This is a genomic window from Rhodococcus sp. P1Y (assembly GCF_003641205.1).
Classification (GTDB): Bacteria; Actinomycetota; Actinomycetes; order Mycobacteriales; family Mycobacteriaceae; genus Rhodococcoides.
Window position 1 is genome coordinate 4572006 of the sequence record NZ_CP032762.1, and the last position, 12929, is coordinate 4584934.

Sequence of the window (12929 nt, forward strand, 5' to 3'; positions counted from 1 at the left end):
CACTCGGTGAGGAGTTCTTGATGCCCGAAACGAACCTGTGGGGCGACACCGTCGAGGTTGGTAGCTTCTGCGGCCACCCAGGGCTCGTCTACAGAGACCGGCCGACGACGATCATGGCTGCTCTGCGCGAATCTCGCCGCTGGAGCGACCGGCCATTCATCCGTCACGGTGCGACTGTGGTGACGTTTGCAGAGCACGAGCAGATGGTTCACCGTTTCGCGCAATACCTGCGCTCCAAGGGCGTCGAGCGCGGTGACCGTATCGGCATCTATGCCTCGAACAGCCCCCAATGGGTGGGTATGTTCTTTGCGATTCTCGACATCGGCGCGATCGTCGTTCCGTGCAACGGTTGGTGGTCCGCCGAGGAGATGGCCAACGCATGTGAAATTGCATCGCCCGTCATCGTCGTCACCGACGAACGCCGCTCCGAGCGGGTGCCCGGTTTCGTCACCACCCTCATGCTCCCGAGCGTCGACGACGTTTTCGAGGCCCTGGATTCGTTCCCGGCGCCCGACGGTTCGGACACCACAGGCGAGGACGACCCGGCTGTCATTCTCTTCACCGCGGGGACGACCAACTTCCCCAAAGGCGCGGTCCTCACCCACCGCGCTCTCGTCGCCAACCTCCAGACGCTCATGGTTGTCGCGAAGAAACTGCCCACGCAGATCACGGACGACAATCCTGCGAGTGTTGCGCTCGTAGGGCTTCCACTGTTTCACATCGGCGCGATACAGCTGATTCTCTTTCCGTTGATGACGGGCAGTGAAATCGTCTTCCTGGAGGGACGTTTCGATCCGAAAGCGGTTCTGTCGCTCATCGAGTCTCGGAAAGTGACGATGTTCTCCGGCGTCCCCACGATGATGGAACGGATTCTGGGGCACGAGGACCTCCCGCTGCGCGACGTGAAATCATTGCGGACGGTCGTTCTGGGTGGGGCCCCGGTCGACGACGCGCTCCTGGCTCGCGTCAAGAGCGCCTTCCCCAGCACGCGCCGGGGAGTCGGGCAGACATACGGTCTGACCGAAGCCGGAGGGGTCGTGAGCACAGGCGTCGGTGCCGAGATCGCGAGTCACCCAGGTTCATCCGGTCGACTGGCACCCGTCGTCGAAGCCCGTGTCGACAATGCTGATTCCGATGGAAACGGCGAACTGTTGATTCGCTCGCCAGCAGGTATGGATGGGTACTGGGGCGCGCAAGGGGACGACACGATCGATGCCGACGGCTGGATCCGGACGGGCGACCTCGGACACGTCGACGCCGATCGCTTCCTGTACATCACCGGACGCGCCAAAGACGTGATCATCCGCGGCGGCGAGAACATCGCTCCCGCTCGCGTCGAAGAAGTCCTCCGCGCCCATCCAGCAGTGCGCGAAGTATCCGTCATCGGGCTCCCGGACTCGGACCTGGGTGAAATCGTCGCTGCTGTCGTTCGTCTGGAACCAGGGGCTGCACCGTCTGTCTCGGAGTTGGGCGACTTCGCCGCGCTACGCTTGGCTCACTTCGCCGTCCCCAGCCGATGGTGGATGCGAGATGAGCCACTACCGACCAACGATTCCGGAAAAGTACTCAAGCGAGTCCTCGTCGAACAGTGGAATGCTGAGGCCACCGCTCCGGACGGAGACTACAGCGAGGCGCTGCCGGCGGGTCGCTGATTCGCACCGCCGGCAGCGTGCCGAAAAGAGTCGGCGAACGAACCCGAAAGGTTCGTTCGCCGACTCGTTGGTTCTGCGAGTGTCGCGCGGAAACTCAGCCGTAGCGTCGCGCCAGTCGCGCGCGATGCTGCGCCGGCGATCCGAACAGCGACCGGTTGAGGGCAGCACGCTTGAGGTACACATGAATTCCGCTCTCCCACGTGTAGCCCATACCGCCGTGCAGCTGCATCGCTTTTCCTGCAGTCTGTACTGCCATGCTGCACGCGAACGACTTCGCCATCGACGCCGCCACCGCGGCCTCGTCGACGCCACCTCTGTCCGCTGAAACGGCGGCCGCAACAAGCTTCTTCGCGACAGTGAGCTGCACGAGCATATCCGCACACGCATGCTTGACTGCTTGGAACGAGCCGACCTTTCGATCGAACTGCTCGCGTTCCCCTGCGAAGGCGACCGTTGCGTCCAGCATTGCCTCGCTCAATCCGACACTGTCACATGCGACAGCGATCGCCGCGCGGTTGTTCAATCTCTGCAACGCGATTCGGCCGTCGGCTTCGAACCGCCACACCGAATCGGCACGGACGGCGACGTTGTCGGCAACCACGGAGCCGAGAGATCGACTGGAGTCCAGAACGGGATGTTCGACGATGTCGAGCCCCGGCACATTCGGCTCGAGGTGCACGACTACGACCGAGCCGTCCGCTGCGAGGGCAGGAATCAGGAGATTATCGGCCGCAGGTGCGTCGAGTACGAAGGCAACAGTTCCGTCGAGGATGTACCCGTCCGCTGCGTGTTCGAGCCGTGCAACGAGCATGTCGGGCCCCTCCCCCGGGATCACCGCGACCGGCCGTGCTGCACCCGTGACCGTCGACGCGTACAAGGCGTCGCGAACCGTCGAGGGAGACAGCGAGTCGAGAAGCGCCAGGCCCAACACCGCAATCCCTGCGTACGGCCCCGCCGCGGCGGTACGGCCCATCTCCGTCAGAACGACAGCGGTTTCGGCGAGTGTTGCATCGGCACCGTCGAATGCTTCTGGGACTTCGAGAGCCAGAAAACCGGAGTCGACCAACGGCTGCCACGGCGCGTTCTCGCCGGGGCCACTTCGCGCCAACAGATCGCGGGCGACCGATCGCAGGTCATCGTGAAATTCGGAGAGATCTTGCGTCTCGATCGACATCATTTTCCCCTGGGTTCGCGGGGAAGGCCCAGGCCACGCTCCCCGATGATCGTTCGTTGGATCTCACTCGTGCCACCGGGAATCGTCCATTCCCAGGAACTGATGAAATCGAGCGCCCATGTTCCCGACTCCCATCCGCTCGATAGCGGCTTCTGCAGCTCGGTGTGCGTCGCGAGACCCGCGATCTCGGTGCCGAAGTCCGTCATACGTTGGAGCAGTTCGCTGTAATACAGCTTGACGATCGAGGCATCGGCGGGCCCGGCACTGCGTTGCTCCACGAATTCCTGACAAAGAATGCGAAGTCCCGTGACTTCTATGTCCAATGTCGCCAACCTGTCGGCCACGACGGCATCCTCGATCGGCCTTCGTCCGTCGGCCCCCGGAGATCGACACAGGTCGAGCACCCACTGGAACCCGCCGGTCCCCAGCCGTTCGGCCAACTCGAGCATGGTCATACCGCGTTCCGCACCCAGAGTTTCCTGAGCAACGGTCCAACCCTTGTTCTCCGGGCCCACCAGCTGATCGCCAGGGATGAAGACGTCGTTCAGGAAGATTTCGCAGAAGTGCGACTCACCTGTGGCTTGCCGGATCGGGCGAACCTCGATTCCAGGCGATCGCATGTCCATCAGAAAGTACGAAATACCGTGTCGCTTGGGGGCTGCCGGATCGGTGCGGGCCAACAGCAGGCACCAATCGGCGTGAAGCGCGCCGCTGGCCCACAGCTTCTGACCGTTCACGATGTAACCGTCACCATCGCGACGGGCACTGGTTTTCAACGCTGCCATGTCAGAACCCGCACCCGGTTCCGAGAACCCCTGGCACCAAATTTCGCCGTTCAGAATCGCGGGCAGGTGGCGAGTGCGCTGGGCTTCGGTTCCGGCCGACAGCAGAGTCGACGCTGCATGGTGAATGGAGACGAACGGTAAGACCAGACGCGGCGCGTCGTGTGCAGCCAATTCCCGATAGAGGATGGTCTGCTTTGCGACGGACATGCCCCCGCCCCACTCTGCGGGCCAGTGCGGCACCGCCAAGTCGGCTTTCCGGAGCTGCTGAAACCATTCCTTCTGGAACTGGACGAAAGCCTCGTCCGAGGCTCCTGTCTGATCCCGGCGCCACTCCGGCGGAATGTTCGTCGCACACCACTGCCGGATTTCGTGGCGGAATTCCTCGAGTCCCCCGGAATCACTGACCACGACGCTGCCCCCTCTTCTCGAGTTCCTGCAGACGCTCACGGTGTTCCGGTGATTGCATGGTGGCGATCTCCGCAGCCAACCCGGCTTGCATCGGGCCGGCCAGCGCCCTGGAAAGGTGCATGTTCACAACTCTTTTGGTGTGTCGCAATGCGTCTTTCGGCAAACCTGCCAAGCGAAGCGCGAGGCGGTGCGCTTCATCGGCAAGATCGTCGGGTGCGACTACTCGGGAGGCGAGACCGAGTTCGACTGCCATGCTCGCCGAGATCCGGTCACCGGTGAACAGGAACTCACGCGACCTCAGTATCGGCGTGAGAAGCGGCCAGAAGGCCGCCCCACCGTCACCGGCGGCAAGACCGACGGCGACGTGAGGATCCGCCAGGGATGCGGTTTCCGACACGAGCACAATGTCGCACAACACCGCCATGCTGCACCCGAGTCCCACCGCGGGGCCGTTGACAGCCGCGATCACGGGAAGCGGAAACCTCATCATCTCGTCGACGATCTCGGCTGCCTCTCGGATGCTTTCGTCGCGAGCAACCGGATCGTCGAGGAACGAGGTGAGCCACTCCAGATCGCCACCTGCACTGAACGCCCGGCCCGCGCCGGTCAGTACGACCACGGAAGCGTCGACATCGGCGGCCAGCTGCCGCCACACATGTGCAAACGCCCAGTGCAGATCTTTGTCGACCGCGTTGAGCGCGTCAGGACGGTTGATGACGACGGTTCGGATCGGGCCGTCGCACTCGACGATCAACGCATCCGGGAGGTCGTATTTCATGAGGCGGCAGGCGCGCCGACGGCGCTGAACAGCCCGGTGAGACCGCCCCTACCGGCGAGACGAGTCAGCTCGTCGTTCGTTGCCGACTGGCCGAATGGGAGGCGGCGGAGCGGAAGACTGTACCGAGACAACCATGACAGTGTCGTTTCGTCACAGAAGCCGGTTGCTCCGTGCAGCTGGTGGGCGACGCGAAAGACCTTCTGTGCAGCCTCGACGGCTGCGAGCCGCGCGGCGAGAACGTCATGGAGAGCTTCCTCGTTGCCGACCTGGACGCTCCACAGCGCGTACTTCGCGAGGACCTCGACACCGCTGCGTTCGACTTCCGCATCCGTGAGCTGAAACTGCACTCCCTGGAATTGCGCGAGGGGACGCCCGAACTGCTCACGCATCAGTACGTGCGAGCGGGTCAGGTCGACCGCTCGGTCGAGCATGCCCAGCAAGGTCCAACACGGAAGCAACAGGCCCAGCGCAAGGTCCTGACCGCCGTCGTCGTCGATATCGCTCAGATCCAGCGGGACCACGAAGGCGTCGTTTCGGAGCGACGTGCTCGTCGACCGAGGAGTGGCCCTGCTGCGGTGGCCGGACATCGACACAGCAACCCAGCGCAGATCGAGACCGTGAATCGGCGCCGCGGGAAAACCGTCGGCGACGACGATCAGTCCGTCGGCGTCGAGGTCGAGCGGACGCGATAGCCGCTCGGCGACAGGGTAGGGCGTTGCCCAGTAGCCAGCATTCCGGCAAAGGGCGGCTGCAGCCTCCAACTCCAAAGCGTCGCCCCGTGGGTCGAGATCCCATGCACCCAGTTCGTTCAGCACCGGCGCGACGAGTTGCTCACGACGTGTCGAGTCCTCTTCTGCAAGCTGCGCCAACGCGTCGCCGCCCGCCGCTCCCAACGCCTTACGGGCGCCCCGTCCGAACTCGGCTGCTTCTTCACTCAACTCCAGAATCATGACACCGCCAAAAGTGCTCGAGCCAACAGGACGCGTTGCATTTCGATACTCCCCGACGCGACGGTCGCCGCTTGCGAATACCGCCAATGTTCTTCGACTTCTTTTCTGAATTGAACAATCGCCTCGCGCTCGGCCGCGCCCGCGGAATCCGTATCGGCCAGGGCCGCGATTTCGATCAGCACCTCTGCACTGTCCTGGTCGAGGGTGGTGACTGCGATTCGGTAGGCCGCAGCGTCACCCGGCTGTACCTTGCCCTCGGATTGCAACGCCAAGACTTTGTACGCCAGTAGTCGAGCACGCCTGCAGTGCGTCAGCATTCGGGTCCACCGGTTGCCCAGTTCCGACGGCACATCGTCCCACCGATCGCCCAACACTTTCGGTGCGTCGTGCAGCAGGCGTTCTGCGCGTGCGTAGCGTGCGATGCCCACGCGCTCGTAGGCCAGGACCTCCTGCACAACGCTCCAGCCGTTGTCCACGGTTCCCAGCACGTTGTCCTCGGTAACCCTCAATTCGTCGAAGAACACTTCGTTGAGGTGATGGGGGCCGAGCATCGCGCGAATCGGGCGAACTTCGATGGACGGATCGGACATGGGAACGAGAAAGACGGTCAAGCCTTCCTGCTTGCGACCACCCGTCGATGTGCGTGCCAACAAGAAGCACCACTGTGCCATCGACGCGTAGGACGTCCATATCTTCTGCCCCGATATCAGCCAACCGTCCGCATCGGGCTTCGCGGTAGTGCGCAGCGATGCAAGGTCGGAGCCGGAATTCGGTTCGCTGAAGCCTTGGCACCAAATGATCTCGCCTCGCGAAATCGGCGGAAGGTGTTGCTCTTGCTGCCTTTTCGTTCCGTGCCGCATGATCGTCGGCCCGACCCAGTTGACGCCCATGTACTGGGCGCCCCGGGGTTCGTGATGGGCCCACATTTCCTCGCGCACGACCGTTTGCTCCCACACCGATGCGCCTCGCCCGCCGGCTTCCTCCGGCCATGCAAGACACAGAAGGCCGCGGTCCGCGAGGAGGCGGCAAAACTTCTGCGCGACTTCGAGGTCGGCGGGATCGTCGGTGAACGCGCCGACGAAATCGGCGGGCAACTGCTCGTGAATCATCGTGCGCAGCTCACTACGCAGCGCTACTGCCGCCGCAGACATCGTGAAATCCATACAGCCGAGGCTAGCGCAATCATTGTAAGGATAGCAATGTTTACTAACTCATCGATTGGTGCTTATACTTCCCGTCATGACAGAACCGGGCTTGCGTGGCAACCGCTAGGCGCGGTCGCGTCCCACAGCTTCGCATCGCGGAAACGGTCGCGGCGGAGCTGCGGAATCGGATACTCGCCGACGACGATTACCGGCTTCCCACCCAGGAACAACTTGTCGAGGACTTCGGCGTCAGCTACCCATCTGTTCGCGAGGCGCTTCGAATCCTGGAGACCGAGGGGCTCGTCACCGTCCGCCGCGGCAATGTCGGTGGTGCCGATGTTCACCGCCCGGACGAATTTTCCGCCGCGTATCACCTCGGCCTGTCACTGCAAGCGGGGCGCGTCACGTTGAACGACCTGGCCGTCGGATTGCAGACGCTCGAGCCGATGTGTGCAGCAGCATGCGCGCAACGCCCGGACCGCAACGCCATCGTGGTTCCTGCGCTGACCGCGGCAATCGAGGAATCCTCGCATCAACTGGGGGACGGAGTCGCCTTCACCCACTCCTCGCGTGAGTTTCACGATCTCGTGGTTTCCTTCACGCCCAACGCCTCCATCAGGTACGCAGTCAGCAGTTACGTCGCACTGTGGTCCGCGCAGGAAGAGGCATGGGCCGAGGTGAGCACTCAGAGTGGCGAATATCCCTCGGAGACCGAGGCAGAGTTCGCGCTCGACACACACACGAGAATCGTTCAGGAGATTTCGGCCGGAAACGCCGAAGAAGCCGAACGCATCGCGCGCGATCACCTCGCCGCAGCGCAAGCGGTGGTTCTGCGACGCTACGGTGACAACATCGTCAACGCCTCCGCCGCGATCTCACGGCAGGTCATTCGCGGCAGCAAAAGGTCCAGGGTCTGACCCACCCCGACCGCCGCGTCTAGAACATCTCCCCCAAGCGCCCCTGGGGGGGATTTGTCGCGTTCCCTTCGCTCGTAGAGCACCTCGTTTCGGCATCCCGGCACCTGCCTGGCGCCAGTCCGCGAATTCTTGCAATCATTGCGATGATTGAAGTAGCGTACGTCACATCCACTCTGTCTCGACCTAACGAAGAGGGACGGGTAGACCGGCTTTCGGCGACCACGGCGCTTCGCGGCAGTCCACTCGCCGATCAACCGCACCGGATCAGGCGAAGAGTTCTAGTTGCGCGTTGCGACTCCATTCGCACACCGGGACAGCACATGACGAGAGACGGGCAAAATGAACAAATTTTTCTCGACAGGCGTATTGGTGGCTGTCGCCGCTCTGGCCGTTTCCGCTTGCAGCTCGAGCGAACCCGGACCAGACGGCACGTCGGCATCCGGCGACCCGATAGTCATCGGCGCCCAGGCACCACTACTCGGCGCTACTGCGTATCCACAGAGCGGTTACGGGCTCGAGGCAGCCGAGTACTACGTGAACGAAGTGCTTGGAGGGATCGGCGGACGCCCGATAGACATCGACGTCTGCTCCGGCGACGGAAGCCCCGAAACATCGATCACGTGCGCCAACGGTTTCGTTTCCAAGCAAGTGCCGCTGGTCATCGACGCCATCGATCAAAGCATGGGTGCAGGCGTGCCCATTCTTGCGGCCGCGCAGATACCGATCATAGGAACACTCGCCGGTTCGTTCGTCGCCGATCAAGCGGAATACGGCCAAGCGTTCTTCTTCACCGGGCCGGTAGCCTTCGGCTCGCTGAGCACCCTCTCGTTGTTGAACATGATGGGCAAGAAATCAGCTTCGCTCGCGGTCAACGAGTCCCCGACCAGCCACGCATACGTCGACGATCTGATCCTCCCGATCGCGGAGAATCTCGATATCGACGTCAAAGTTCAGTATCCACCAGCCGCAGGCGCGAATTTGAATGTGGTGGCCGCGACCCAGATCGCTGACAACCCTGATGTGGCCGGCGTGATCTCACTGCCAGAGGACGCATGTACCGGACTTTTCCAGGCATTGCGTAGGCAGGGATTCGACGGAACGATACTCACCGCATCCTGCGCTGAGTTCATCGACCAACTCGGATCCGACAGTGCGGGTGCGATCATGCAACCGAGATTGTGGGTGCCCCGCGCCAGTGAGCTTGCGCCGGAATCGGTTCAGGAAGAACTGAGCGCTTTCGAGGAGTCCATGAATGCGGTCGGGTACGGTGCAGAGATTTCGTCCCGGTCGCTGTACGCATTTGCCAGCGTGGCCAATATCGCCAACATTCTCAATGCCGCGGAGAATTCGAACGTGACGGCCGAGTCGGTCACCGAGACGTTCAAGAAGGTCGCGAACTTCGAGTCTTTCGCCGGCCCGTCCGTCACCTGCGACGGCAACCAATGGCCCGAAATCGCCACGGCGTGCAACGGCCAAGCTATTTTCTTCGAGGTGCAGGAAAGCGGCGACCTGGCACCGGTGAACGAAGAAGGTTACATCGACTTGGACGTTTCTCTGTTGCCGAGCTCGTGACCGAAGTCGATCGACGGAGTACAAAATGAGTACCTACATCCAGTTCGCGGTCCTCGGATTGGGCCTCGGCGCTGTCTACATCGGACTGGCAAACGGGCTCTTGCTCGTCTACCGGTCGACCGGGATCATCAATTTCTCGCAAGGTGCAACCGCGATGTGGGGGGCCTATGTCTTTGCCCAACTGCGCATCGACGGCGACCTGGTGCTCCCGATCGGCCGTGTGGAGTTGGGAACCCCACCGTCGACGATGGTGGCACTGGCGATTGCTCTCGGTATGGCGGTGTTGCTCGGACTGATCACCCACTACCTCGTTTTCAGGCCGGTACGCAAGGCCCCGGCCCTCGCTCAAGTCGTGGTATCCGTCGCGCTCATGCTTACAGTGCAGGCGCTGGTGGTGATTCGATTCGGGCCGAACAATATTCGCGTCGATTCGCTCGTTCCCACCGGTACCGTCGACGTGCTGGGCACCTCCGTCTCGTCGGCAGAGCTGCTCATGACGGCCATCATGTTGTTCACCTCGGGCGCGATCTGGGCATATTTCACGTTCGCCCGCGCAGGCGCTGCTACTCGCGCGGCTGCTGAGAATGAGCGTGGTGCAACGCTTCTCGGATTCTCTCCCGACAGGCTCGCAGCAATCGCGATGATTGCCGCCGCATTCGTGAGCACCCTCGGCGTCATCCTCGGTTCGAGTTTGACGGGGCTGAACCCGTTGAACTACACGCTTCTCGTCGTACCGGCATTGGCGGTGCTTCTGATTGCACGAATGAACTCGGTCATGACCGTCGCGGTCGCGGCCCTTGCTCTCGGTGCATTCCAGTCGATGCTCAACCTCATCGCCGGATACGCCTGGTGGCCCGTCTGGGCACAGTCCGGAATCGACCAGGTCGTACCCTTCGTCGTGGTGATCGTGATTCTGTTCCTGTTCGGCGGGCGCATACCCTCGCGCGGATCACTACAGACGGTAAAGCTGCCGGACGTCAAGGTTCCGACGTTTCGCCCGATCCCGGCAACGATCGTGATCGTGGCAATGGTCGTTCTACTGACCGTCGTATCCAGCACCTACCGTTTCGGATTGACCTACTCGATAATTCTCATGTTGCTGGCCCTGTCGTACGTGGTCATCACCGGATACCTCGGACAGATTTCGTTGGCACAGATGGCATTCGCGGGTGCTGCAGGCTTCACACTGTCCAAGCTCACGACGGACTTCGACATGCCGGCCATCTTGGCCGTTCTGCTGTCGTCCCTGGTAGCAGCACTGCTCGGAATGGCCGTAGCAATGCCCGCATTCAGGATCCGTGGGGCACAGCTTGCGATTGTCACCATCGCGGCTGCGCTCGCCATAGAACGCTTCGTGTTCAACAATTACAGCCTCACCCCACCGTCGGGCAACCCGATCGGGAATCCGACATTGTTCGGATTCGACTTCGGCGTCCGAAAGGGCACCGAAATCGCTCGACTGCCATTCTCTCTGGCGGTTCTCGCGGTAGCGGCAGTCGTCGTATGGGTGTTCATTCGCCTCGCATCCGGAGATACCGGCCGGACCTTTCTCGCTGTGCGTGCCAACGAACGCGCTGCCGCGTCCGTCGGCATCAACGTTCGGTCCACCAAGCTCATCGGATTCGGAATATCGGCCTTCATAGCCGGACTGGCAGGTTGCCTCATCGGCTACAGCGCAGGCCAGCTGTCAGCCGAATCGTTCACCGTCTTCGTCGGTCTGCAGGTCCTTGCGGTTGCCTATCTCGGTGGCATCACATCGTTCACGGGAGCTGCCGTCGCCGGCGTCATCGGCCCGCTCGGCATCGTCTACGTACTCGTGCACGAAGCGCTGTCGCTCGGCAACTACTACGCGCTGATCTCGGGCATCGCCCTCATTCTCACTGCCATTCTCAATCCCGTCGGTATCGCCGGCGAGTTCTCCCGCGTAGCCGATCGGGTCAGAGCATCCCGCTCCGGGCCACCCGTCACGGATGCGTCGACTACGCAGCCGGACAGAACCGATACAGACAGGGAGGTGGCAGCGAGCCATGAGTGAGGGAAAGACCCACGGTTTGATTGCCGACAACATAACCGTGCGGTATGGCGGCGTCGTTGCCAACGATAGTGTTTCGCTGGAAGTACGGCCGAACGAAATTGTCGGCCTCATCGGTCCCAACGGTGCAGGGAAGACCTCGTTCGTCGACGCGATCACAGGCTTCGCCAAGTCCGAGGGTACGACCTCACTCGGCGGAGAGAACATCTCCGGACTGGCCCCGCACCTCAAGCGTCGTGCGGGGCTCTCCCGCACGTGGCAGTCCGGGGAATTGTTCTCCAATCTCAGCGTCGCCCAGAACGTCAGCGCACCACTGCGTCCGGGAGGCTTGTCCGTGATGATCCGGGACATCTTCGTGCGGCGCGGGAACAAGGTCGACTCCGCGGTAACAGCTGCGCTCCGAGTCGTTGGGTTGAACAACGTGAGCGATGTCGTCGCCAGGGACCTGTCGCTGGGTCAACAGAAGCTCGTCGGAGTCGCACGCGCGCTGGTCGGTAGGTGCAGCATTTTGTTGCTGGACGAGCCTGCAGCGGGGCTGGACAGCAATGAGAGCGAGGACTTCGCGGAACGTGTTCGCGAGGTTGCCCGCAGTGGACCCGGCATACTGCTGATCGACCACGACATGTCACTCGTTCTCGGTGTGTGTCATCGCATTTACGTGATGGAATTCGGCAAGATCATCTTTACCGGCACACCGGACGAGGCGCGCATCGATTCCAGTGTCATGGCCGCGTACTTGGGAGCTCCTTTGGAGGAGTCCGATGTCTGAATCCGCGCTCGAAGCAGTTCGATTATCAGCCGGCTACAACGGAATAGCCGCAGTCGACGGCGTCGACCTGTCTGTCGCTGCGGGAGAGGTTGTGTCGCTACTCGGACCCAACGGCGCGGGCAAGTCCACCACCCTGCTCGCCCTGGCGGGTCTTCTGCCCGCGATGGGCGGCCGGGTGAGCTACCTGGGCGACAAGGTCGACTACAAGCGACCCTTCCTGACAGCCCGCCGCGGACTACGGTTGGTTCCCGACGACCGCGGACTGTTCTCCTCGATGACGGTGCGCGAGCACCTCCGCCTGACCAGCCGCAAACCTGACCCGAAACGCGAAATTTTCCTGCTTGAGCGGTTCCCCACAATCGCCGGTCTGCGAACTCGCAAGGTCGGTTTGTTGTCAGGCGGAGAACAGCAGATGCTTGCCGTTGTATGCGCACTGCTGTCCCGACCGAGAGCACTCATGATAGACGAAATGAGCTTGGGTCTGGCACCTTTGATCGTCACGAAGATGCTGCCTGCGATCCGCGAGTTGGCTCTCGACGAGGGTATAGCGGTGCTGTTGGTCGAACAGCACGTGGATCTGGCACTGGCGGTGTCCGATCGTGCCGTGGTTCTCAACCACGGCCGCGTCGTCCTGTCAGGTGAAGCAAGCGAATTGCGCCGGAACAAAGACGACCTGCAAGCTGCCTATTTCGAATGAACCTGCCACCTACCTGCACGCGCTCGTGGCGTCGCAGGCAAAGGGATGCT

11 protein-coding genes are annotated in these 12929 nt (G+C 62.2%); 6 read left to right on the plus strand and 5 right to left on the minus strand.

The genetic code is table 11. The features are described from left to right. Positions 1-20: 20 nt before the first annotated feature. On the plus strand, positions 21-1652 hold the full coding sequence (locus D8W71_RS21085; RefSeq protein ID WP_161965480.1) for a class I adenylate-forming enzyme family protein: 1632 nt from the start codon (positions 21-23) through the stop codon (positions 1650-1652). 94 nt (positions 1653-1746) lie between these two features. Here the strand turns inward: D8W71_RS21085 and D8W71_RS21090 are convergent, their stop codons facing one another. Genes D8W71_RS21090 through D8W71_RS21110 form a run of 5 tightly spaced genes read right to left on the minus strand, consistent with a single transcriptional unit; the run spans position 1747 to position 6910 of the window. Beyond that, positions 1747-2826: an acyl-CoA dehydrogenase family protein gene (locus D8W71_RS21090; RefSeq protein WP_121119699.1), complete on the minus strand. Its 1080-nt coding sequence runs from the start codon at positions 2824-2826 to the stop codon at positions 1747-1749. Next, positions 2826-4019, minus strand: a complete 1194-nt coding sequence (locus D8W71_RS21095) for an acyl-CoA dehydrogenase family protein (protein WP_121116267.1) — start codon at positions 4017-4019, stop codon at positions 2826-2828. The genes D8W71_RS21090 and D8W71_RS21095 overlap by 1 nt, the downstream gene beginning before the upstream one ends. Continuing rightward, positions 4009-4797 carry an enoyl-CoA hydratase/isomerase family protein gene (locus D8W71_RS21100; RefSeq protein ID WP_121116269.1) on the minus strand — a complete coding sequence of 263 codons (789 nt, stop codon included), beginning with the start codon at positions 4795-4797 and terminating at the stop codon, positions 4009-4011. Before D8W71_RS21100 ends, D8W71_RS21095 begins: the two co-directional genes overlap by 11 nt. Next, positions 4794-5747 carry an acyl-CoA dehydrogenase family protein gene (locus tag D8W71_RS21105; RefSeq protein WP_121116271.1) on the minus strand — a complete coding sequence of 318 codons (954 nt, stop codon included), beginning with the start codon at positions 5745-5747 and terminating at the stop codon, positions 4794-4796. Before D8W71_RS21105 ends, D8W71_RS21100 begins: the two co-directional genes overlap by 4 nt. Further along, the gene (locus D8W71_RS21110; RefSeq protein WP_121116273.1) at positions 5744-6910 is read right to left on the minus strand and encodes an acyl-CoA dehydrogenase family protein; all 1167 of its coding nucleotides are present in this window, start codon (positions 6908-6910) and stop codon (positions 5744-5746) included. Before D8W71_RS21110 ends, D8W71_RS21105 begins: the two co-directional genes overlap by 4 nt. Positions 6911-7005: 95 nt before the next feature. Here D8W71_RS21110 and D8W71_RS21115 point away from each other — a divergent pair, with 95 nt between their 5' ends. The 5 genes from D8W71_RS21115 to D8W71_RS21135 all read left to right on the plus strand — a co-directional run bounded on the left by D8W71_RS21115 (position 7006) and on the right by D8W71_RS21135 (position 12879). Next, positions 7006-7809, plus strand: a complete 804-nt coding sequence (locus D8W71_RS21115; RefSeq protein ID WP_121116275.1) for a FadR/GntR family transcriptional regulator — start codon at positions 7006-7008, stop codon at positions 7807-7809. Between the two features lie 339 nt (positions 7810-8148). Beyond that, the gene (locus D8W71_RS21120; RefSeq protein ID WP_121116277.1) at positions 8149-9381 is read left to right on the plus strand and encodes an ABC transporter substrate-binding protein; all 1233 of its coding nucleotides are present in this window, start codon (positions 8149-8151) and stop codon (positions 9379-9381) included. Between the two features lie 25 nt (positions 9382-9406). Beyond that, positions 9407-11416, plus strand: a complete 2010-nt coding sequence (locus tag D8W71_RS21125) for an ABC transporter permease (RefSeq protein ID WP_121116279.1) — start codon at positions 9407-9409, stop codon at positions 11414-11416. After that, positions 11409-12182: an ABC transporter ATP-binding protein gene (locus D8W71_RS21130; protein WP_201265154.1), complete on the plus strand. Its 774-nt coding sequence runs from the start codon at positions 11409-11411 to the stop codon at positions 12180-12182. The genes D8W71_RS21125 and D8W71_RS21130 overlap by 8 nt, the downstream gene beginning before the upstream one ends. Further along, positions 12175-12879, plus strand: coding sequence for an ABC transporter ATP-binding protein (locus D8W71_RS21135; RefSeq protein WP_121116281.1), 705 nt, complete (start codon positions 12175-12177; stop codon positions 12877-12879). Before D8W71_RS21130 ends, D8W71_RS21135 begins: the two co-directional genes overlap by 8 nt. The last annotated feature ends 50 nt before the right edge of the window (positions 12880-12929 follow it).

What these genes read in the sequence shown, in the direction of transcription:
- D8W71_RS21085 (WP_161965480.1), top strand. Translation starts at nt 21, where the DNA reads ATGCCCGAAACGAACCTGTGGGGCGACACCGTCGAGGTTGGTAGCTTC.
- D8W71_RS21090 (WP_121119699.1), bottom strand. Translation starts at nt 2,826, where the DNA reads ATGTCGATCGAGACGCAAGATCTCTCCGAATTTCACGATGACCTGCGA.
- D8W71_RS21100 (WP_121116269.1), bottom strand. Translation starts at nt 4,797, where the DNA reads ATGAAATACGACCTCCCGGATGCGTTGATCGTCGAGTGCGACGGCCCG.
- D8W71_RS21105 (WP_121116271.1), bottom strand. Translation starts at nt 5,747, where the DNA reads ATGATTCTGGAGTTGAGTGAAGAAGCAGCCGAGTTCGGACGGGGCGCC.
- D8W71_RS21110 (WP_121116273.1), bottom strand. Translation starts at nt 6,910, where the DNA reads ATGGATTTCACGATGTCTGCGGCGGCAGTAGCGCTGCGTAGTGAGCTG.
- D8W71_RS21120 (WP_121116277.1), top strand. Translation starts at nt 8,149, where the DNA reads ATGAACAAATTTTTCTCGACAGGCGTATTGGTGGCTGTCGCCGCTCTG.
- D8W71_RS21125 (WP_121116279.1), top strand. Translation starts at nt 9,407, where the DNA reads ATGAGTACCTACATCCAGTTCGCGGTCCTCGGATTGGGCCTCGGCGCT.
- D8W71_RS21130 (WP_201265154.1), top strand. Translation starts at nt 11,409, where the DNA reads ATGAGTGAGGGAAAGACCCACGGTTTGATTGCCGACAACATAACCGTG.
- D8W71_RS21135 (WP_121116281.1), top strand. Translation starts at nt 12,175, where the DNA reads ATGTCTGAATCCGCGCTCGAAGCAGTTCGATTATCAGCCGGCTACAAC.